Raw genomic sequence first — 22,416 nt, forward strand, 5'->3', positions numbered from 1 at the left:
TCAGGCCAGACCGGCAATTGCCTTGGCGAAATCGGAGGCGGAGAAAGGCTCTAGGTCTTCGACGCCTTCGCCAACACCGATGAAATGGACCGGCAGCTTATGCTTGGCGGCGATGGCGACGAGGATGCCGCCACGGGCCGTGCCGTCCAGCTTGGTCATCACCAGACCGGTGACGCCAGCCACGCGCCCAAAGATCTCGACCTGGCTGAGCGCATTCTGGCCGGTGGTTGCGTCCAGGGTCAAAAGCACCGTATGCGGGGCTTCCGGGTCGTGTTTCTTGATGACACGGATGACCTTTTCCAGCTCATCCATCAGCTCGGTCTTGTTCTGGAGACGGCCCGCCGTGTCGATCAGAAGAACATCAACGGCCTTTTCCTTCGCCCGTTTCATGGCATCAAAGGCAAGACCCGCCGCATCCGCGCCGGTTTCCCCGGAAATCACCTCGGCTCCCGTGCGCTGGCCCCAGATCTTGAGCTGTTCGACGGCAGCGGCGCGGAAGGTATCGCCAGCCGCCAGCATCACGCTCTTGCCTTCGCGGGCGAGTTTCTGGGACAGTTTGCCGATGGTGGTGGTCTTGCCGGTACCGTTGACGCCGACCATCAGCACCACGTGCGGCTTGCGGCCGCTGTCGAGATCCAGCGGCTGGGCCACGGGCGCAAGAACCTTCTCGACTTCCTCGGCCAGAACCGAACGGACTTCCTCCGGCGAGATTTCCTTGTCGAACCGGCCATCTGCCAGCCGCTCGGTGATCGACATGGAGGTGGTAACGCCAAGATCCGCCTGGATCAGAACGTCCTCCAGCTCCTCCAGCATCGCAGCGTCAAGCTTGCGCTTGGTGAAGATGGATGTGATGCCCTCGGTGAGGGCAGAGGAAGACCGGGAAAGGCCCTGCTTCAGGCGCTGGAACCAGGACTGCTTGCGGACAGGTGCGGGCTCTTCAACCACCGGCGCAGAGGCGGCGGGCACCTCTTCAATGGCAGGCTTGAACGCGGGCTCTCCGGCAAGCCCGGCCATTTCCGGTTCCGCTTCGGGTTCCTGCGCCGTTTCCTCTTCGCTCTCAAAGCTTTGAGAGGGCGTAACAGAGGTGTCTGGAAGTCCCGCGGACACGGCGGCTTCTTCGGCGCTTGTACCCGTCTCAGACTGGGCGGGAGCTGCAACGAGCTTTTCCGGCTGATCCTCATCCGCCGCTGGCACATCCTCAGCAGCTGAAGATCCCTGCGGCTCCGCTGGCCCGGCAACGGGAGAACTGCCCTGCTCAGGGGTTGCCGGCTCAGGGGTTTCCGGCTCCGGAGCCCCGGCTTCAGGCTCGGCGGCCTGCGTCAGCGGCGCTTCGGTCTCCGGTGTCTCCGGAGCGTCCTTGCCCCCGAACAACCGGCCAAAAAACCCGCGCTTCTTTTCGCTCATAAACCTGCCCCGATGCCGGATCCAGGATCCGGCTCTGCCATTGCCCCGTCTGGGCCTTGCCCGTACGGTGCCTGAATTATCGAACTTCCGGCTTTCCGGCGCCCCATGCGCCTCAAGAAACCCGGATCAAGCCGCAGCGGCTGCCACCGCCTCGCCAAGAAGGTGACGGCCCGTGTGGCCCGTGATGCGGACGTTGAGAATTTCACCAGCGGTTCCGCCGGAAATCTCCGTCTGCGTGAACTGTTCCGTGCGGCCCAGACCTTCCTTCTCGATCAGGACCGGACGCAGCTTGCCGACTTCGCTGACGAGATAGCTTGCCAGCACTTCTTCGCCCTTGGCCCGCAGGCGCGCGCCCCGCTCCTTGATCAGGTTGCGCGGCAGCTGCGGCATACGGGCCGCCGGCGTGCCGGGACGCGGAGAGAACGGGAAAACGTGAAGATGGGTCAGCCCGCATTCATCGACGATGCGCAGGCTGTTGGCGAACATCTCTTCGGTTTCCGTCGGGAAACCGGCGATGATATCGGCGCCGAACACCACATCCGGGCGCATGCGGCGCACGTCTTCACAGAAACGGATGGTGTCAGCGCGCAGATGGCGGCGCTTCATCCGCTTGAGGATCATGTCATCGCCCGCCTGCAAAGACAGGTGGAAATGCGGCATCAGACGCTCGTCTTCCGCAATCACCCGCATCAGGTCGTCATCCGCCTCGATGCTGTCGATGGAGGATAGCCGCAGACGCTTCAGGTCCGGAACCATCTTCAGGATCTTGGCCGTCAGCGTGCCAAGCTTCGGCAGTCCCGGCAGGTCAGAGCCATAGGACGTGATATCGACACCGGTCAGAACGATCTCGTTGTAGCCATTCTCCACCAGGCGGCGGATCTGGTCGATGACCACACCCATCGGCACGGAACGGGAATTGCCCCGGCCATAGGGAATGATGCAGAAAGTGCAGCGGTGGTCGCAGCCGTTCTGGACCTGAACGAAAGCGCGCGCGCGGCCTTCCAGCCCGTCGATCAGATGGCCAGCGGTCTCTTCAACGCTCATGATGTCGTTGACGCGGACCTTTTCGCTGTCGTCGATGCCGAAAGCGGCGACCTGGGCGTAGGACTTACGCTCCAGCTTCTCGGTGTTGCCGAGAACCAGATCGACCTCAGCCATTTCGGAGAAGGTGCTGCTTTCCGTCTGGGCGGCGCAGCCGGTGACGATGATCCGCGCATTAGGATTGTCGCGGCGTGCCTTCCGGACGGCCTGGCGGGCCTGGCGCACGGCTTCATTGGTCACGGCGCAGGTGTTGATCAGGATTGCGTCCTTGAGGCCGGCAGCCTCCGCCTCCCGCTTCATCACTTCCGACTCGTAGGAATTCAGCCGGCAACCGAAGGTGACGACGTCAATGCTCATGCGGAGACACCTGCCTGCTTCCCGGCAAGGTTCATGGCGTCCTGTTCTGCATCGCCCGGGCCGGTTTTTTCAAAGGCAAGCGTTCCGAGATCGATCTCGCCTTCGTACTCAACCTCCGTGCCGCCGGTCATCATGACGTGGTCGTCGCTTTCGCGCCACTCTATGCCGATGGCCCCGCCGGGCAGATGAATGGTGGACTTGCGGCCCGCCTTGCGGTCACGCGCGGCGGCAACGCCGACGGCGCAGGCGGCAGTGCCACAGGCCAGCGTCAGGCCAACGCCCCGCTCCCACACCTTCACGCGGATCTCGTCCGGCGCGAACACATGGGCCAGAGAAATGTTGGCGCCTTCCGGGAAGACCGGATGATGTTCCAGCAGCGGGCCAACCTTGCTGAGGTCATAGGCATCCACATCCTTGACCCAGAAGATGCCATGCGGATTGCCCATGGAAACGGCGGCAGGCGTGTGCAGGATCGGGTCGTCGATCGGCCCGATCTGAAGTTCAATCGCGCGGGTGTCGGCAAATTCTTCGGCCAGCGGGATCTGATCCCAGCGCAGGCCCGGCTTGCCCATGTCCACGGTTACCACGCGGGCATCATCCGTCGCAAAGGCGTGCAGCAGGCCGGCATTGGTCTCGATGGTGACATGATCCTTGCCGCTTTCCTCCATCAGGAGGCGGCCGACACAGCGGGTCGCATTGCCGCAGGCATTCACCTGCGAGCCATCGCAATTGTGGATACGCATGAACGCGTCCGCGCCGGCGGGGGACTTCTCTACCGTGACCATCTGATCGAAGCCGATCCCGGTCTCGCGGTCGCCAAGCTTGGCGATGACATCCGGCGTCAGGCGCAGCGGGGTGTCCCGCGCATCCCAAACCAGGAAGTCGTTGCCAAGACCGTTCATCTTCAAAAAGGGCCTGCGTGCCTGGGCCATACCAGAGACCATCATGTTCATGAGAGTGGAACAACAGCTCCGCCTTGGAGCTTTGCCCCTATATGGCGGAAAACAGGTCCGATTACCAGTCCGGGGCGAGGATTCGGAAGAATGAGCCTGATGGTGAGGGCAAAACCCCGCGATCTTGCTCCGTGCTGTCCCGGCCTTGAGCCGGGACCCGCCTCAAAAGCGCGTCATCCTATCAGATGACAGTTCCCGGATCTCCGCTCCGCTTCGTCCGGGAAGGCGCGGCAGCAAGATCTCGAAACTCTAAAGCGAAGCCGCATCAAAGGTGTTACAAGCCTCCAGGTCACCTGTCTTGAAACCCTGACGGAACCAGCGGGCCCGCTGGGCGGAGGTTCCGTGGTTGAAGGTTTCGGGAACCGCATAGCCCTGCGCCTGTTTCTGCAAGGTATCGTCGCCGATCTTCGAGGCGGCATTCAGTGCCTCCTCGATATCGCCATCCTCGATGAAGTCCCGTTTCTTGGCCGCGTAGTGCGCCCAGATCCCGGCGTAGCAGTCCGCCTGAAGCTCGACGCGCACGGACAGCGCATTGGCTTCCTGCTCGCTCATGGAGCGCCGGGCCTTCTGGTATTCCGGCAAGACGCCCAGCAGGTTCTGAAGGTGATGGCCGACTTCATGGGCCAGAACATAGGCCTGGGCAAAATCCCCCGGCGCGTTCAGCTGGCCCGCCAGCTGCTTGTAGAAAGAGAGGTCGATGTAGACCTTCTGATCCGCGCCGCAATAGAACGGCCCGGTGGCCGAGGTGGCATGGCCGCAGGCAGAGGGAACAGAGCCAGAGAAGAGCACAAGGGTCGGTTCGGGGTAGTTCTCGCCGTATTGGCCAAGGATATGACTCCAGGTGTCTTCCGTGTCCGCCAGGATCACCGAGACAAACTGGGCCTGCGGGTCCTCGGGCGTGCCACGGGAGGCCGGCTCGGAGGTCTGATAGGATCCGCCACCGGAGGAGCCGTCCAGCCCCTGAAGCAGGGTCATAGGGTCAATGCCGGTGAACCAGGAAATGGCGAGCACAACCAGCACGCCAGTGAGCCCGAGCCCGCTACCCACTCGCATGCCGCCTCCACCGCTGCCCCGGGAATACCTGGCAGACCTGCGGTCTTCGATATTGTCACTCGTCCGGCGGCCTCTCCAGCGCATGGCATTCCCCCAATCTAGCAAAGCGGCCGCTGGCAATCGCAGCCCTGTCAGATCCCCATAACCGGATCGTCTGCCGGGAACAACGCTGCAAGTGCCGCTGCGTTCCCATCAAAGACCGGCAATCTCCATCACCGCCCCGCGCTTCAACCGGGACAGGATGAGACGCATGTGCCGGGGAGCGACAGCGACGCAGCCTTCCGTCGGGGTGTAGTTCTCCCGCGCCAGGTGGAAGAAAATCGCACTGCCCCGCCCCTTGATGGCCGGTGCCATGTTGCAATTCAAGACCACCACAATGTCGTAGAGGTGATCCTCCCGCCACATCTTTTCGTGGCTGGCAGCGAAAGGCAATTTTACCGGCCTGTTGTACCGGGAATGGCCGGAATCATCACACCAGCCGTCATCAGGCTGAAGCGGAACGCAGGGGACACCGCCCGCGGTCCGGGCCTGCCGGTCAGGCCGGTAATAGGCGCCAAGCAGGGCAAAACGGCCGACCGGCGTTGCGCCATCGCCTTCCCGTTTCAACCGCGTCAGACCCGACCTCCCGATGGCACACGGAACCGTGATCGGGCCGAGCTGCAGAATTCCCTTCGTTTTCTGACCAGGACGGACCCGGACCACAAGTCTTTCCGCCGCTTTTCTCACTCAGTCATTCCCTGAAACCTCTTCATGCGCTCTGGACGCAGGATCTCTTGATAACCCTCCGCTGAACCTGCCGTGAAGAAGAATTGACGCGGAGCATCTTGTTTGGCGATGATTTCCCTCGCACAAACAGGTCACACGACCCATGTTGATCACATGAAGCTGATCGGGTCTTTAGAAGAAGCCGTTGGCACTAGGCCGGAGCGAGGAGCCAGAGATGACAGCCCGTACCATTCTCATCGTTGATGACGACAATGATCTGCGTGAGGCATTGGTCGAGCAACTGTCGCTTTACGACGAGTTCGTAACCATCCAGGCAGACAGCGCTGCAAGCGGGATCGCCAGGGCCAAAGACGAAACCATCGACATGCTGCTGATGGATGTCGGTCTGCCGGACATCGACGGGCGCGAGGCCGTGAAGCTTCTGCGCAAGAACGGCTTCAAGGCGCCAATCATCATGCTGACCGGCCACGATGGTGACAGCGACACGATCCTCGGGCTGGAAGCCGGCGCCAACGACTATGTCACCAAGCCGTTCAAATTCGCGGTTCTTCTGGCGCGCATGCGCGCCCACCTGCGCCAGCACGAGCAGAGCGAAGACGCGACCTTCGCGATTGGCCGCTACTCCTTCCGCCCGGCCGCCAAGCTGATGCTGGACGAAAAAGGCTCCAAGGTGCGGCTGACGGAAAAGGAAACCTCGATCCTGAAGTTCCTGTACCGGGCGGGCGAAAAACCGGTCACCCGGGACATCCTTCTGCACGAGGTCTGGGGCTATAATTCCGGTGTAACCACCCACACGCTGGAAACCCATATCTACCGGCTGCGGCAGAAGATCGAACGGGACCCGTCCAACGCGGAACTTCTGGTCACAGAAGCCGGTGGATATAAGCTTGTGCCCTGAAACCGTGCAGCGTAAAGCTTAGGTCATGAGCCTCATTCAGGACATTGCCATTCTGCAGCAGATCCCGATGTTGTCGGACTTCGCCGACGACCAGTTGCGCCTGCTTGCTTTCAGTGCGGAAAGCCTCGACTACCGCAATGGCATGGTGCTGTTTGATGAAGGTGAGCGGGCCGATGGCGGTCTTGTGATCGCCGACGGCGAAGTGAGCCTGCAAAAGCGCGGACCTAACGGGTTCGACGAAGTTGACTTGGCCCCTACAGGCAGCCTGCTGGGGGAAAGTGCCCTCCTGGCGGACACCCAACGCCCCTGCCGTGCCGTTGCCATTGGTGCCGTGCGGGTGATCCGGATCCGCCGCGCCCTGTTCAAGCGCATGATCCAGGAATATCCGGAACTCGCCCGGCGCCTGTTCGAGGCACACGCCAACCGTTTCCGCGCCACAGCTTCTGCTCTCGCCCCGCTCGGCGACACATTCGAGCAGCTGGAAAAGACCCTCGCGGCCCGCAGCCAGCGCGGAACCGCCAAGTCCTGATCCTGCCCGGCTCTAGAAGCCCCCTCCTCAAGCAGCTTTCAGCCTACCCCGGATCATGGGCAGCAGCATCTGCAGCACTCTGACGGCTGCAACACACAAGCCCACTATCCCCACCCAGACGGCGGGACGGAATTCGTATTCCACATTGAAGTTGGCCAGGAACACCAGCTTGGCCGGAATGCCGGTCGCCAGCGCATACCAGGCATATTCGATGCCTGCGGTTGCCGCAGCACCGCCTGCCGCACAGCCAGCCAGAACTCCGGGATTTGCCAGCGGGCATTGCAGCCGCACAACGAGGCGGTAGATCATCAGCAGCGCAAAGAGACCCGCCAGCAGCACGGCGGAGGTGACATCGGACTTGGACTGCAGGAAATAATGCCACAGAGCCAGAACGGCGATGGGATAGACCAGCATGTGAAGCTGGTTCCACCGGCGGCCCATCTTCCGGATCATCCGGTCAAAGGACGTGACACCGAGAGCTGACAAACCCAGCAGCGCGACGAACCCGATGGTGAGATAGAAACGCAGTGCGATTTCGCTAATGACCTTTGCAAGGTTCCAATGCTCGGAAGCTGTGTAAAGCAGCAGGTGCAGCAGCACATAGAAGAGGACGGAGACACCGATCATCCGCCGCACTCCGATCAGCTTGTTCCAGGAAAAGATCCGCCGCGCCGGTGTGACCGCAAGCGAGAGAACCAGGAACCGGACCGCCCAGTCACCGCTTTCATGCAGCGAAAGCTCGTAAGGCTCCGGAAAGACCGGACCGAAAAACAGAAAGAAGAGCAAATCCGCGGCTGGAGCCAGCAGGATCAGAAAGACGATCAGCCTGAGAACCGACAAACGGCCCTGCCGGTCCGTCCAGGGCATTGCCGCCAGAATTGGGGAAACGTGGGTCATAGCTTTTGACCTAAAGCGGAAATGCGCCTTGCGCATCCCAAATCTGTTCAAGCCGCTGTGAAGGCCGCGCGAGGCTCACAAGAAAGCCGGGCACGTGGCCCGGCTAGACTTGAGGTGACCGCGTTATCCGGCATTCACCGGGCCGCCCCGGCCTTGAGCCGGGGCCACCCCTGAAATGTGCGCCGCTTCACGGTGAACAGATAGCAGGTCCCGGATCTGCGCTACGCTTCGTCCGGGACGGCGCGAAGAAAAGGACCAACCAGCCCTTTCACTAAGGCCTCACGCCCAGGGGCGGCTGTCTGCCGCCTTGGCTTCGTAAGCGTCGATCTTCGGAGCTTTTTCCATGGTGAGACCGATGTCGTCGAGACCGTTCATCAGGCAGTGCTTGCGGAACGGGTCGATCTCGAAGGAAATCGAGCCACCATCCGGGCCCTTGATGGTCTGGGTTTCCAGATCCACGGTCAGGGTGGAGTTGGCACCGCGGGAGGCATCGTCCAGAAGCTTGTCGAGTTCTTCTTCAGACACGCGGATCGGCAGAATGCCGTTCTTGAAGCAGTTGTTGTAGAAGATGTCGGCGAAGGACGTGGAGATCACGCAGCGGATGCCGAAATCAAGCAGTGCCCACGGTGCATGCTCTCGGGAAGAGCCGCATCCGAAGTTGTCACCGGCCACCAGGATCTGCGCGCCCTTGTAGGCCGGCTGGTTGAGGACGAAATCCGGATTGTCGGACCCGTCTTCATTGTAGCGCATCTCGGAGAACAGCGCGGTGCCGAGGCCTGTGCGCTTGATCGTCTTCAAATACTGCTTCGGGATGATCATGTCCGTGTCGATGTTGATGATCGGCAGCGGAGCGGCGACACCGGTGAGCGTGGTGAACTTGTCCAAGGCGATAACCTCCAAAGGTCTCTGGCTTGTTGTTTTATCTTGATAATCAGGCAGCGAGGCTGGTAGCCGCATTGACCCCCAGCATCAGGTTCAGGTTCTGGACAGCCGCGCCGGACGCGCCCTTGCCCAGGTTGTCATAAACGGCGATCAGAGCGGCCTGAGCGCGGGCGTCATTGGCAAACACATGCAGACGCAGCGTGTTGGTGCCGTTGTGCGCTTCCGGGTTCAGGTCCTTGGAGGAACCGGTCTCCGCAAGCGGGGCCACTTCAACGAAACCATCCTGGATGGCTGCGAAGTGATCCGCGATAGCGGCATGAAGCTCGGCGCCCGTCGGGACCTTCGGCAGAACCGAAAGCTGGAGGGGTATGGCCGTCAGCATGCCCTTGTAGTAGTTGCCGACAGACGGGGTGAACAGCGGCGCCTTGGTCAGGCCGCTATAAGCCGTCATTTCCGGCAAGTGCTTGTGATTGAAGGTCAGGGCGTAAGGCGCAAAGGTGTTCGCGCCAGCGCCTGCTGCTTCATAGTCGGCAATCATTGACTTGCCGCCGCCGGAATAGCCGGAAATGCCATTGTAAGTGAGCGCCAGATCCGCCGGCAGAAGACCGGCTTCAATCAGCGGACGGGTCAGGGCGATCAGGCCCTGCGGCCAGCAGCCCGGATTGGACACCCGCTTGGAGGCCGCGATCTTTGCGCCCTGGTCCTTGGCCATTTCGGCAAAGCCATAGTCCCAGCCTTCGGCAACCCGGTAAGCGGTCGAGGCATCAATCACCCGGGTGGTTCCGCTGGTGATCAGCGAAACGCTTTCCTTCGCCGCATCATCGGGCAGGCAGAGAATCGCAACATCGGCGGCATTGAGCAGGTCCGCGCGGGCAGAGAGATCCTTGCGCAGATGATCGGGAATGGACAGAAGCTCAAGATCCCGGCGCGCTGCAAGGCGCTCGCGAATCTGGAGTCCTGTCGTTCCAGCTTCACCATCAATGAATACGCGCGCGACCATGGTCCCGGCTCCCTCTCCTGCCTGTCACGGAAAAACCCGTGCCTCTTACACCCAAATGCAGGAGATGTCACCGCATCGCAAGCGCCGCAAACTCAACGGGCCATTGAATGATACTCATGATTGGGCCGCATATCGGTCGCCGCCGCATGCCGGTTGGTCATGTTGAAGAAGGCCGCAACGGACGAAATGTCCCAGATATCCCGGTCCGTGAACCCGGCCTTGCGCAGGTCCTCCCGGTCCGCCTCGACAATTTCCGCCGGGCGTTCGGTCAGCTTGACAGAGAAATCCAGCATCGCCCGCTGGCGCAGCGTCAGATCGGCGGCCCGGTAATTCATCACCAGCATCTCGCCCAGCACCGGATCGCCGGACAGCTCACGCACTGCGGCTCCATGAGCCGTCAGGCAATAGAAACAGCGGTTTACGGAGGACACAACAACCGCGATCATTTCCCTTTCAAGTTTTGTCAAGTCGCTCTGGCCGAGCATTAAATCGTTATAAATGTCAGTAAAGGCCCGCAGCTTCTTGTCGTCGAAAGAGTATGCCCGTAGGACATTCGGGACCAGGCCAAGCTTTTCCTGGCACAGGTCAAAATACTTCTGGGTTTCGGAACTTAGCGGCTCGCTATCACCTACAACCAGGGCGATCACCCTCTCATCAGACATGCACCCTCCCAGTTGACCAATTTGTCATCATCTCATTCACTATCTCACGCTAGCATGAACACAATCCAGCTGCATGCTCAGACCAATGGATTGGAAAGGGACGGAAATGCCGGACAAAAAACAAGCGGCGAAAAACGCACTGATAGAGTCCATTCACCAATCCCTCAAAAGCGAGAGTGAAGCGCTTGCCGACTTCACCCGCGAGTTTTATCTCCGGGGGGCGGCCGAGGATCTTGTCAACTACAGCCAGGACGAGCTGACAGCCTTCGCGCGTCATGCCTGGAGCGACTTCCAATCCCACCAGAAGGGCACGCACCGGGTTTCCGTGGTGAACCCGTCCTTCAAGGCGGATGGGCAGCTGGCCGGAGAGCTCACCGTCGTCGAAGTGGTGAACGACAACATGCCGTTCCTGGTGGATTCGGTTATGGCCGAGCTGCAAGAGAGCCGCCTCGAAGTCAATCTGGTGCTTCATCCGATCTTCAACGTCGAGCGTGATACCAAGGGTGGTCTCATTTCCGCGACAGGCAAGAAAAAGGGCGCCCCGCGTGAGGACGACCAGGAAAGCCTGATCCATATCCATATCGGCCGGATCGATTCCGAAGAGGCCCGGCAGGCGCTTCAGGCCCGGCTGAATTCCGTTCTGAATGATGTCGGCGCAGCCGTGCAGGACTGGAATGCGATGAAGAAGCGCCTCGTCCGCGCCATCAATTCCTACAAGACGGGTCAGGCTGCCGGCGGTGGCGACGATCTTTGGGAAGCCATCCACTTCCTGGAATGGATGGCCAACGACAATTTCATTTTCCTCGGCATGCGCGAGTACCGCTTTGAAGGCGGCGTGGCCGATGGCGAACTCTCTCCCAACGACGGCACCGGCCTTGGCCTGCTCGCCAATCCGGATGTGCGGGTTCTGCGCCGTGGCAACGAATTCGTCCAGATCACCCCGGAAGTCCGCGAATTCCTGATGAAGCCGGATCCGCTGATCATCGCGAAAGCCAATGTGAAGTCGAAGGTCCACCGCCGGGTCCACATGGAATATGTCGGCGCGAAGCTGTTCGATGAAGATGGCAAGCTGGCGGGTGAGCTGCGCATCGTTGGCCTGTTCACGTCCACGGCCTATACCGAGCCGACCAGCACCATCCCGTTCCTGCGCCGCAAGGTTGCCAGCGTTCTGGCTAAGGCGGGCTACGACCCGGAAAGCCATTCCGGCCGTGCTCTGACCAACGTGATGGAAAGCTTCCCGAGGGACGAGCTGTTCCAGATCGACAAGGACACGCTGTTCGACTTCGCCATGACGATCCTGCAGCTGGACGAGCGGCCGCGTATCCGGGTTCTCGCCCGTGCCGACCGCTTCGACCGCTATGTCTCGATCCTCTGCTTCGTGCCGCGTGACCGCTACACAACCGAAGTCCGCCTCAACATCGGCACCTATCTCGCGTCCGTTTTCGAAGGACGGCTGTCCGCCTGGTACGTGACCTATCCGGAGGGCCCGCTCGCCCGCGTCCATTTCATCATTGGCCGGGACAAGGGTCAGACCCCGCAGCCGGACCAGGAGGAGCTGGAAAAAGCCGTCGCCACCATGGTGCGGACCTGGCCGGACGGCCTGCGGGACGCCCTGAAAGCGCGCTTCGATCCGGTAAAGGCCCGTGAGCTGTCCGATCGCTATGCTCTCGCCTTCCACGGCGGCTACAAGGAAGTCTACAGCGCAGAAACGGCCCTGACAGACGTTCTCAAGCTTGAGACCCTGTCCCGCGAGCGCCAGACAGCCATCACTTTCTTCCGAAACTCCGGCACTTCAGGCGATCGTCTGTCACTGAAGGTCTTCCATCTGGATGCTCCGATCCCCCTGTCAGCCCGCGTTCCGCTGCTGGAGAATATGGGCTTCAAGGTCATCAATGAACGGACCTACCGCATCACGCCGACGGACCAGGATCTGTCCTATCTGCACGAAATGACGCTTGAGTCGAGCCGCGCCGGGGTTGTTGCGGATCTTGCCGATGACCTCAGGGACCGGCTGGAAAGCCTGTTCATGGCGGTCTGGATGGGCCGGGCGGAGAACGATGGCTACAACGCCCTAGTGCTGAGTGCTGGCCTTGCCTGGCGGGACATTGCCGTCATCCGTGCCCTGTCGCGCTATCTGCGCCAGGTCGGCATCCGCTTCTCAGAAGACTACATGTGGACCACGCTGAACAACTATCCGCAGATCGCGGCCAAGCTTGTTGACCTTTTCCACGCCCGCTTCAACCCGGCAGCCAGCGACCAGGACCGCGACGTTGAAACCGCCCGTCTGGAAAGCGAGATCGCCGCGGCGCTCGACACCGTTTCGAGCCTGGACGATGACCGCATCCTGCGCCGGTTCCAGAATGTGATCGACAGCATTCTCAGAACCAATTTCTTCCAGCTGGACGGCAATGGGCAGCCCAAGCCGGTCTTTGCGTTCAAGATCAACTCCCGCAATATCGAGGACATGCCGCGCCCGCGGCCCTTCCGTGAAATCTTCGTCTACAGCCCCCGCGTCGAAGGCGTGCACTTGCGCTTCGGCATGGTGGCCCGAGGCGGCTTGCGCTGGTCCGACAGGCCGCAGGATTTCCGAACCGAAGTCCTGGGCCTGGTGAAGGCCCAGCAGGTCAAGAACGCTGTGATCGTGCCAGTTGGCGCCAAGGGCGGCTTCGTGCCGAAGTTCCTGCCCGACCCGGCGACCGACCGGGAAGGCTGGTTCCAGGAAGGCACCGCCAGCTACAAGATCTTCATCAACGCTCTGCTCGACGTCACGGACAATCTGGTTGACGACAAGGTCGTCCCGCCTGCGGGTGTACAGCGTTACGATGGCGATGACCCCTATCTGGTCGTCGCCGCCGACAAGGGCACGGCCACCTTCTCCGACACGGCCAACGGCATTTCCGAAGGCCGGGACTTCTGGCTGGGCGATGCCTTCGCCTCCGGCGGGTCGGCTGGCTATGACCACAAGAAGATGGCGATCACCGCCCGTGGCGCCTGGGAAGCGGTTAAGCGCCACTTCCGCGAGATGAACCGGGACATCCAGACAGAGCCCTTCACCGCAGCAGGCGTCGGCGACATGTCCGGCGACGTTTTCGGCAATGGCATGCTTCTGTCCAAGCAGACCCGGCTCGTGGCCGCCTTCGACCACCGCGATATCTTCCTCGATCCGGATCCGGATACCGCAAAATCCTGGAAGGAGCGCAAACGGGTTTTCGACCTCGGCCGCTCGTCCTGGAAGGACTATAACGAGAAGCTGATTTCCAAGGGTGGCGGCATCTTCCCGCGTTCGGCCAAGTCCATTCCGCTGTCTCCGGAGGCACAGGCCCTGCTGGGTATCTCCCGGCCTCAGGCAACGCCTCAGGAGGTTATGACCGCCATCTTGCGGATGAAGGTCGACCTGCTGTGGTTCGGCGGCATCGGCACCTACATCCGTGCCTCCACGGAAACAGATGCGGATGCAGGCGACCGTGCGAATGATGCGATCCGTATCACGGCCAGCGACGTGGGTGCCAAGGTGATTGGCGAGGGCGCAAACCTCGGCATGACCCAGAAGGCCCGTATCGAGTTCAACCGCAAGGGTGGCCGCTCCAATTCGGATGCCATCGACAACTCTGCCGGCGTGAACTCTTCCGATATGGAAGTGAACATCAAGATCGCCCTCGGCGCGGCCGTCAAATCCGGCAAGCTGACCATCGAGGAGCGCAACGAGCTTCTGGCGCAGATGACCGATGAGGTTGCCGGTCTGGTGTTGCGCAACAACTATCTCCAGACCCTGGCGATCTCCATGACGGAGCGACGCGGCATGGAAGACTTCGGTTATCAGGGCCGGATGATGCGCCAGCTGGAACAGGCGGGTCTTCTTGATCGGACCGTCGAGTTCCTGCCGGACGACACGACACTTACCGAAATGGCGAAGACCGGGACACCTTTGACCCGCGCCGAATTGGGTGTTCTGCTCGCCTACGCCAAGCTCACTCTTTATGATGAGCTGCTGTCCAGCACCGTTCCGGATGACAGCTATCTCAGCCGCGAGCTGTTCCGCTACTTCCCGGACCAGATGGCAGAGGCTTATAGCGACGAGATTTCCGGCCACCGTCTGCGCCGGGAAATCATCGCCACCATGCTGGCAAACTCCATGATCAACCGGGGCGGTCCGACCTTCATGACCCGGCTGATGGACCAGACCGGCGCAAGCCCGGCGGACATTGCCCGCAGCTTCGTCGCAGTCCGCAATAGCTTTGACCTGACGGACCTCAACACCGAGATTGACACCCTCGACAACAAGGTCGATGGCGGCATTCAGCTTGAGCTCTATTCGGCAGTCGAAGACCTCTTGATCGAGCAGGTCGTGTGGTTCAAGCGGAATCTTTCCTTCGAGGGTGGCATCTCCGATGTGGTCGAACGCTTCGGCACTGGGATCAAGGACCTTCGCGCGCGCCTTGCCGGCCTGCTTGGCCCGGACCATTCGGCGGAGTTAGAACGCCAGACGGCCCGCTACATTGAATGCAAGGTTCCGGAGGCGCTCGCCCGCCGGATTGCCTGGCTTCCGGTGGAGGCTGCAATCCCCGACGTGGTGATTGTCGCGGAAGAAACAGCGGCCAATCTGGACCTTGCCGCGAAAGCCTTCTTTGACGTTGCGGCCCACTTCCGCATCGGCGCGATGGATGCCCTCGCCCGCGAACTGACGATCTCCGATTACTACGACGGCCTTGCCCTCGACCGCGCCCGGTCGATCCTGGCCGCCGCGCACCGGGGCATCGCCAAGGAAGCCATCGCAAGCGGAAGCTTCGAGGCCTGGCTGTCCAAGCATGAGCATTCGGTTGCCCGCACCACGCGCACCGTCAACGAGATCCTGGATGGCGACCTGAGCGTCTCCAAGTTCTCCGTTGCGGCCAGCCTGCTGGCTGAGCTGACCAAGTAAGGGCAAGCGCGCAGCTGACGCGGCATGCACAAGCCCTCTCGAATGTGCTAATCCCCGGCCATGTGCCGGGGATTTCCGTTTCAGGCACTCGAAATGCCGCGTGGAGGAAGCTACAGCCATGAGTGAGACCGGTCTCCCTGCCAAGCGGATCGCCCTGTGGTCCTGGATCCTGTTTGACTGGGCGGGACAGCCCTTCTTCACCCTTGTGACCACCTTTGTGTTTGCACCCTTCGTCGCAACGGCCCTGGCAGCAACACCGGAACAGGGACAGACCCTCTGGGGATTTGCAACATCCGCATCAGGCCTTGCGATTGCCTTGCTCGCGCCTGTTCTTGGCGCCATCGCGGATGCAACCGGTCACCGGAAACCCTGGATTCTGGCCTTCTCAATTCCCTTCGTGATTGCCTGCATCTGTTTGTGGTTTGCCGCCCCCGGCAGCCCCCATGCGCTGACGATCGCCCTTGCGGGCTTTGCCGCCGCAACGCTGTGCATCGAGTTCGCGACCGTCTTCAACAACGCGATGATGACGGATCTGGTGCCACGCACGCATGTGGGCCGGCTGTCTGGCACCGGTTGGGCGATGGGCTACGCTGGAGGTCTCGTCAGTCTTGTGCTGGTGCTTGGGTTTCTCGCGGCAAGCCCGGACACCGGAAAAACCCTTCTCGGGCTGGATCCTATCCTTGGCTCCGATACGGCAAGCCGGGCCGGCGACCGGGCAACCGGGCCTCTCTCTGCCCTCTGGTATGTGGTGTTCGTACTGCCGCTATTCCTGTTCACGCCGGATGCGCCGCGCAGATCGGCCCTCGGACCAGCGATCCGAAGCGGTGTTGCGGCGCTCATTGCAAGCCTGCGCCTCGCACGGCAGAACAAGCGCATCTTCCTCTTTCTCCTGGCCAACATGGCCTACAAGGACGGGCTGGTCGCCCTCTTTGCCTTTGGCGGCATCTATGCCGCGAGCCAACTCGGCTGGGCAGCCTTCCAGATCGGCAGCTTCGGCATACTTCTGACGGTGACAGGCACGATCGGCGCAGTGATCGGCGGCCGCATGGATGACCGCTACGGCCCCAAGCTGGTGCTCTATGCCTCGCTCGCCCTGCTGATCGCCTCCGGCCTCGGCCTGATCTCCATCGACCGGGACACGATCCTGTTCGTGTTGCCCGTTCCCGCCTCCACCACGCCTGGATTGACGGGATCCCTGCCAGAACTCCTGTTCCTGTCTCTTGGCGGCGTGATCGGATTTGCGGCAGGCCCTTTGCAGTCAGCGTCCCGCAGCCTTCTGGTTCACCTCGTTCCGGAGGAAAACATCGGCCAATATTTCGGTCTGCTCGCCCTCTCAGGCAAGGTCACCAGCTTCCTGGCGCCGCTTGCGGTCAGCATTGCAACCATCATGACCGGCAGCTTGGCTGCGGGCATGTCGCCCATTTTGGTGTTCTTTGCCCTTGGCGCTGTGTTGCTGACCCAGGTACGGCCAGAAAAATAAACAGAAAAATCACTAGGCAGACGGGAAACTGTGCAGTGCCTCAGATCCCTGGCTTTGCCCTCAGGGCAATTCCACTACGGATAAGATGTATGGACTTGATCCCGCAACGTCCGGACTCCTCTTGCCTGTTTTTCAATTGGTTCACCGGACATAGCCAGGACGGCCATAAACGCTGACCCAGTGCCTAGAAACTGCTGCTCAGTCCCGCCCAGAGTGGCATCAACACTCTTGCGCAGCTTTTCCGGGTTCCTCATAAGAAATCTCGAAACCTCTTTTCAAACAAAGCCTTGAACCAGTTTCAAAGCAGGTTTCAGCACCATCTCAAACTTGAAATCTCCTGATGCCGCCTCCCCGGCAGCAGGAGATGAAAAGGAGCATCATGCACATCAAGACGATCGCCACCCTGGCCATATTCCTGTCCGGGTTCGGCTACGCCATGGCCGAACCAGTTTTAAGCCCGGACATGGCTGTCCGAGAGGAAATCTACCCGTTCGCGACACAGACCCTTTCCGATGAACAGTTTCTGACCGGTACCAGCGGAAAGGCTGAGCAAATCGGCGGGATCTTAAGCCTTCCTCAGGGAAAAGGCCCCTTCCCTGCTGTGGTGCTGATGCATGGCTCAAGCGGCGTTGGCGCCAACATTGAACCCTGGGTTCGGCAACTAAACGGCAAGGGCATCGCAACCTTCACCATCGATTCCCTCACCGGACGCGGTTACAAGCAGCTGGGCGACAAGCAGGCCGCCCTTGGCCGTCTGAACTACATTGCCGACATCTACGGCGCTCTGGACATTCTCGCTCACCACAGCTCGATTGATCCGAAGCGTATTGGCCTTCTGGGCTTCTCACGCGGCGGCCAGGCCGCGCTTTACGCAAGCATGACCCGTTTCAACAATCTCTGGAACAAGTCTGGCGCCCGGTTCGCAACCTATGTGCCGTTCTATCCAAACTGCGTCTCTGTCTATAAGGACGATGACAAGCTGGAGGCGGGTCCAGTGCGAATCTTCCACGGCGGAGCAGACGACTACAATCCGGCGGGGGTTTGTGAAGACTACACCCAACGTCTGAAAAAGGCTGGCGTGGACATCGAAATGACCGTCTATCCGGAAGGAGAGCACGGATTTGACGTTCCAACCCTTTTTGGAAAGTCATTACAGTCCAAGACCGCGCAAACAGCCAGGAACTGCAAAATCAGGGAAGCTGAGAACGGTATTCTCATGAACCTCGACACCAGCGCGCCCTTCACCTACGAGGACCAATGCGTCGTGCTGGGCCCCCACGTAGGCGGAAATGCCGCTGCGGCTGAAGCAGCTTACAGTGCAGTTCTTGCTCATTTCGTGAAAACCTTTGAGCTGAACTGACCTAACGTCAGTAAAATTGACGACGCCCGCTCAACCAGCGGGCGTTTTTTTGTTCAATGAGGAGAAAGTCACCTTGGCGGATCGCGGACCAGATAAATTTAGTCCAGTACCTGAACTTTTGTAAGTCTTAATTTACTAGTCGTTAATTTGCAAGTGGTTGATTATTGATAGAATAACAACCACTTAGGTCTCCCGTTATGCTCAATCGCATTGGTCTCGGCGTCAAGTTCTGGCTCCCGGTCATTACCCTAACCATACTCTCAATCATCGTCGCAACCGTTAGTCTGTCGGCGTTGAGCAGTGCCTTGTTCGATGAACGGAGCAAGCAAACACAATCTGTGGTAGAAGTAGCCCTGTCTGCAGCGGACTTTTATCACAAGCTCGAGCTTGCCGGTGAAATGTCCACCGAGGAGGCACAGACCCGCGCAAAGGCGGCGATTGCTTCCCTGCGCTATGATGGTGACGGCTACGTATTCATCTATACCCTTAACGGGATCCGCGTGATTTCTCCCAAACCAGAGCTGGTCGGTCTGAGCGGCTGGGACACGAAAGATGCCAAGGGCAAGTATCAGATCCGCGAGATGATCGCCGCCGCCAAGGCGGGAGGCGGAAGCGTCGACTATTTCGTCTCGCGGCTTGGGGGCGAGGAGCCCATGCGAAAGATTTCCTGGGCCCAAACTTACGAACCTTGGGGCTGGGTCTTCGGAACGGGTATGTATGTCACAGACGTTCAGAAAACCTTCTGGAGCAAGGCGCTTCAGTTGATCGCTATCATCCTTGCCGGCGGCGCGATCGCTGTTTCCATCGCCTATGCCGCGATCCGCAACATTTCCCGTCCGCTGAAGGCCCTGACCGAGAACATGCGCCAGCTGCATGATGGCAATACGTCCATCGTGGTTGCCGAGACTGACCGCGCAGACGAGATCGGCGAAATGGCAAGGGCAATGGAGGTATTCGTCCAGAACGAGCGCGACCGCAAGCAGCTGGAAGTCGGCGACGCCGCACGTCAGCAGAAGGACCGGGAGCGTGCACACAACATCCAGAACCTGTCCGGTGACTTCGAAACGCAAGTTCATGGGCTTCTGGAAACGATTACCAGCTCCGTCTCTGACCTGAAGGCAGCCTCTATGCAGCTGAGCAGCGGCGCGGAGCACACGTCGGAACGCAGCCGCTTTGTGGAGCATGCCGCCGCCAACGCCTCCCACAACGTGGAGACCGTTTCCGCCGCTGCAGAAGAGCTGTCCGCTTCCGTCAATGAGATCAACCGTCAGGTTGTCACCTCTGCCGAGGTGGCGTCCCGCGCAGCGACTCAGGCCAGCACAACCAACGAGCGTGTTCGCGGTCTTTCAGAGGCAGCCAGCCGCATCGGCGACGTCGTGAACCTCATTCAGGCCATCGCGGAGCAGACCAATCTCCTGGCGCTGAACGCCACGATTGAGGCGGCCCGCGCCGGGGAGGCTGGACGCGGCTTCGCGGTCGTTGCCGCGGAAGTGAAGGAACTGGCCAACCAGACCTCAAAGGCAACAGAAGAAATCTCCACTCAGATCTCCAGCATTCAGTCTGAAACAGGCGCAGCAGTGGAAGCCATCAACGAAATCACCGAGACTGTGGCCAAGATCAACGAGATCACCTCGACCATCTCCGCCGCCGTTGAACAACAGGGCGCAGCAACCGCCGAGATCGCCCGCAATGTTCAGGAAGCCGCGGAGGGGACCAACAACGTGTCCCTGAACATCGCGGAAGTTTCCCAGGCCGCGGAGCAGACCAACCAGACCTCAAACGCCGTTTCCACTGCGGCGCAATCTCTCGACCAGCAGGCGGCGGCTCTGCGGCAGCAGATCGCAGACTACATTGGCGGGGTCAAGGCGAACAGCATCGAAGCGGCCTGATCCCCCAGCGCCTCCACCGAAATGGAAACCCGCCAAAGGCAGGCAAGCCTTTGGCGGGTTTTCTGTTTGCTCCGCTCCTGCCGGACAGTGAACCCTCTCTTCGGGCTGTGAAGGCAGTCCAGGCAGAAGTCCTCTGCCTTTGGTAGAAGCGCAAAAGCCCGCCCCGGCTAAAGCCGGAGGGGGCTTTCTATTGTTTCAGAGCCGCTGTGAAGCTGGTCAGGCGACTGAACGGACACCGGACAGGAAGTGCTCGACTTCTGCCTGGAGGTTCTTTGCTTCGCCTTGAAGAACCTCCGCAACCGAGTTCACCTGACGCGCGGTGCTGCCGGTTTCATCGGCAGAAGAGGCCACGGTCACGATGCTGCGGGCCACTTCCTGGGTTCCATTCGCCGCTTCCTGAATGTTGCGGGCGATTTCCTCGGTGGCCTGACCTTGCTGGTCGACCGACCCTTGAATGCTTGTGGCGATCTCGTTCATCTTCTCGATGGTCATAGAGATGCCCTGGATCGCACCGACAGCGCCTTCCGTCTCGCTCTGAACCGACTGGATCTGCATGGAGATCTCGTCCGTTGCCCGGGCGGTCTGATTGGCCAGCTCCTTGACTTCCGCGGCCACGACCGCGAAGCCGCGTCCAGCCTCGCCGGCGCGGGCCGCCTCGATCGTGGCGTTCAGCGCCAGGAGGTTGGTCTGCTCGGCAATGTCGGTGATCAGCTTGACCACTTCGCTGATGCGGTTGGCCGCCTGTGCCAGCCCTTCGATCTTCTGGTTCGTTGCCTGGGCCTGATCCACGGCCTGACCGGCAATGGTGGCAGACTGTGCCATCTGACGGCGGATTTCTTCCACAGAGGCCATCAGCTCTTCGGCGGCGGAGGCAACCGTTTCCACGTTGGAAGAAGCTTCCTCAGACGCCGCCGCCACCATGGTGCTCTGGGCGCTGGTTTCGTCCGCGCCCTTGGTCAAAACAATCGCCGCAGAGTTCAGGTCCGAGACCTGGCGCAACACCGTCTCCGTCAAGCTGCTGACCTTCTGGTCAAAGGCCTGGGACAGATTGCGGATCTGCTGGGCCCGCTCGACCTGGCGCTGCTGCTGTTCCTTCTGCTCCGCCCCCAGCGCTTCTGCCTGCTGGGACTTGTCGCGGAAGACTTCCAGCGCACGGGAAATCCGGCCCATTTCATCGCCGCGTTCCGTATCGGCAATCGGCTCGTCGTATCGCTGATCGATCAGAGCCTGAATGCTGCCGACCGCCCGCTCCAGCGGACGGCGCACCACCGATGTGCTGACGAAATAGATGGACACGGCAACGACCAGCAGCAGAACAAGACCGACGCCGATGATCATCACGGTGATGTGGTTGGAGGCAGCACTCAGGGTGCTGGCCGGAACGTTGACGACAACTGACATCGTGGTGCCGGAGTTGCCGATTTCAACCGACTTGATAATGCGCAGCACTTCCGTACCGAGAGTATTGGAGTACCCGGTATAGACGAAGTCCTTGCCATCCTTGACGGCCTTCAACAGCGTGTCCTTGACGGCGAGATCAGCCGCGGAACGGCCTTCCGCCCAAGGCTTGCCAAGCAAGGCCGCGTCCGGGTGAGCAACCCACTGCCCTTCCTGCGAAAGCAGATAGACAGATCCTGTCCCTAGCGGAACCTGCTTGCCCAGTGCCTCGGAGAGTGGCGTCAACAGAATGTCGCCACCCGCGACGCCAATGATTTTACCTTTTTCGATCAGGGGTTCACTGAAAGAAACGCCAGTAACCGTCTTGCCGTCCGCATCCCAGCTGTAGGGCTCCGTGACAAATGTCTTGCCCGTTCGATAGGGAACGTTGAACCAGGCGCCCGTCGTTTCAGATCCCACCTCCAGGTCGTCGATAGGACGGTATCCGGTCTTGCCGTCGGGAAGACGGAAGAAGTAGGGCGACCAGCCACCCGATCTCGAGTCGTATTTCTCGTTGCCCTTGAACTCTGCGTCTTTCCCGTCAAACATGTCATTGACAACCACGCCCCAGGCACCCGACATGGCTGGATTGGCAAGAAGATTTTCTTCTACCACAGCCATCCACTGTTCGCGATCAGCATTTCCGGCGCGCTTGAGACCATTCAAGGAATAGGCAAGTCCCTGAGCTGACTTCAGGCCGTTTTCCATGGTTCTGCGGACAAATTCCGCCTGTTCGCGCGCAACCGCTTCGGCCTGGGACTCCGCCTGTTCGTCGGCGGTGAGTGACGCCTGCCAAGCAATAAAACCAATGCCAATTACCAGCGCCATAGCGAGTGTCAGGACACTTACCGCCACCAGTTTGGTGGTGATTGTCGCTTTCTGAAACATCCTTCGTCTCCATCGGCGCCCAGCATCGTGGGGAGGCGATGC

The 22,416-nt window shown here is 60.5% G+C and carries 16 protein-coding genes; 6 read left to right on the plus strand and 10 right to left on the minus strand.

What is annotated here, in order from left to right; genetic code table 11:
• The 5 genes from ftsY to IG616_RS21535 form a co-directional block, all read right to left on the minus strand.
• Entirely contained in the window at positions 1 to 1,404 is a 1,404-nt protein-coding gene (ftsY, locus tag IG616_RS21515; RefSeq protein ID WP_192150799.1) for a signal recognition particle-docking protein FtsY, read from the minus strand.
• Positions 1,405 to 1,530: 126 nt separating this feature from the next.
• Positions 1,531 to 2,802 (minus strand): tRNA (N(6)-L-threonylcarbamoyladenosine(37)-C(2))-methylthiotransferase MtaB, encoded by a 1,272-nt coding sequence (mtaB, locus tag IG616_RS21520; RefSeq protein ID WP_192150802.1) that lies wholly within the window; start codon positions 2,800 to 2,802, stop codon positions 1,531 to 1,533.
• Positions 2,799 to 3,734 (minus strand): diaminopimelate epimerase, encoded by a 936-nt coding sequence (gene dapF / locus IG616_RS21525; protein ID WP_192150804.1) that lies wholly within the window; start codon positions 3,732 to 3,734, stop codon positions 2,799 to 2,801. Before dapF ends, mtaB begins: the two co-directional genes overlap by 4 nt.
• Positions 3,735 to 4,004: 270 nt before the next feature.
• Positions 4,005 to 4,892, minus strand: coding sequence for a KPN_02809 family neutral zinc metallopeptidase (gene ypfJ / locus IG616_RS21530; RefSeq protein WP_192150806.1), 888 nt, complete (start codon positions 4,890 to 4,892; stop codon positions 4,005 to 4,007).
• 108 nt (positions 4,893 to 5,000) lie between these two features.
• Positions 5,001 to 5,534, minus strand: a complete 534-nt coding sequence (locus IG616_RS21535; RefSeq protein WP_343072412.1) for a L,D-transpeptidase family protein — start codon at positions 5,532 to 5,534, stop codon at positions 5,001 to 5,003.
• A gap of 214 nt (positions 5,535 to 5,748) precedes the next feature.
• On the opposite strand from IG616_RS21535, the gene IG616_RS21540 reads away from it, so the two are divergent.
• Both IG616_RS21540 and IG616_RS21545 read left to right on the plus strand, forming a co-directional pair.
• A complete protein-coding gene (locus IG616_RS21540) occupies positions 5,749 to 6,432 on the plus strand; it encodes a response regulator transcription factor (RefSeq protein ID WP_192150808.1) in 684 nt (227 codons plus the stop codon).
• 25 nt (positions 6,433 to 6,457) lie between these two features.
• Positions 6,458 to 6,961 (plus strand): Crp/Fnr family transcriptional regulator, encoded by a 504-nt coding sequence (locus IG616_RS21545; RefSeq protein WP_192150810.1) that lies wholly within the window; start codon positions 6,458 to 6,460, stop codon positions 6,959 to 6,961.
• Between the two features lie 27 nt (positions 6,962 to 6,988).
• Here IG616_RS21545 and IG616_RS21550 read toward each other — a convergent pair whose 3' ends face one another.
• From IG616_RS21550 to IG616_RS21565, 4 genes are all read right to left on the minus strand, one after another.
• Entirely contained in the window at positions 6,989 to 7,858 is an 870-nt protein-coding gene (locus IG616_RS21550; protein ID WP_192150811.1) for a protein-methionine-sulfoxide reductase heme-binding subunit MsrQ, read from the minus strand.
• Between the two features lie 279 nt (positions 7,859 to 8,137).
• Positions 8,138 to 8,743, minus strand: coding sequence for a 3-isopropylmalate dehydratase small subunit (leuD, locus tag IG616_RS21555; RefSeq protein ID WP_192150812.1), 606 nt, complete (start codon positions 8,741 to 8,743; stop codon positions 8,138 to 8,140).
• Positions 8,744 to 8,789: 46 nt separating this feature from the next.
• Positions 8,790 to 9,740, minus strand: a complete 951-nt coding sequence (argC, locus tag IG616_RS21560) for an N-acetyl-gamma-glutamyl-phosphate reductase (protein ID WP_192150813.1) — start codon at positions 9,738 to 9,740, stop codon at positions 8,790 to 8,792.
• A 92-nt stretch (positions 9,741 to 9,832) separates the two neighbouring features.
• On the minus strand, positions 9,833 to 10,402 hold the full coding sequence (locus IG616_RS21565) for a peroxidase-related enzyme (RefSeq protein ID WP_192150814.1): 570 nt from the start codon (positions 10,400 to 10,402) through the stop codon (positions 9,833 to 9,835).
• A 106-nt stretch (positions 10,403 to 10,508) separates the two neighbouring features.
• On the opposite strand from IG616_RS21565, the gene IG616_RS21570 reads away from it, so the two are divergent.
• The 4 genes from IG616_RS21570 to IG616_RS21585 all read left to right on the plus strand — a co-directional run bounded on the left by IG616_RS21570 (position 10,509) and on the right by IG616_RS21585 (position 20,049).
• On the plus strand, positions 10,509 to 15,320 hold the full coding sequence (locus tag IG616_RS21570; protein WP_192150816.1) for an NAD-glutamate dehydrogenase: 4,812 nt from the start codon (positions 10,509 to 10,511) through the stop codon (positions 15,318 to 15,320).
• A 118-nt stretch (positions 15,321 to 15,438) separates the two neighbouring features.
• Positions 15,439 to 16,800 (plus strand): MFS transporter, encoded by a 1,362-nt coding sequence (locus IG616_RS21575; RefSeq protein WP_192150819.1) that lies wholly within the window; start codon positions 15,439 to 15,441, stop codon positions 16,798 to 16,800.
• A 379-nt stretch (positions 16,801 to 17,179) separates the two neighbouring features.
• Positions 17,180 to 18,160 (plus strand): dienelactone hydrolase family protein, encoded by a 981-nt coding sequence (locus IG616_RS21580; protein WP_246476356.1) that lies wholly within the window; start codon positions 17,180 to 17,182, stop codon positions 18,158 to 18,160.
• A 197-nt stretch (positions 18,161 to 18,357) separates the two neighbouring features.
• On the plus strand, positions 18,358 to 20,049 hold the full coding sequence (locus tag IG616_RS21585; RefSeq protein ID WP_192150823.1) for a methyl-accepting chemotaxis protein: 1,692 nt from the start codon (positions 18,358 to 18,360) through the stop codon (positions 20,047 to 20,049).
• Between the two features lie 216 nt (positions 20,050 to 20,265).
• Here the strand turns inward: IG616_RS21585 and IG616_RS21590 are convergent, their stop codons facing one another.
• Complete coding sequence (locus IG616_RS21590; RefSeq protein ID WP_192150825.1) at positions 20,266 to 22,374, minus strand: methyl-accepting chemotaxis protein; 2,109 nt, start codon at positions 22,372 to 22,374, stop codon at positions 20,266 to 20,268.
• Positions 22,375 to 22,416 lie beyond the last annotated feature (42 nt).

Origin of the sequence: Roseibium litorale, assembly GCF_014842915.1 — a bacterium.
Taxonomy (GTDB): Bacteria; Pseudomonadota; Alphaproteobacteria; order Rhizobiales; family Stappiaceae; genus Roseibium; species Roseibium litorale.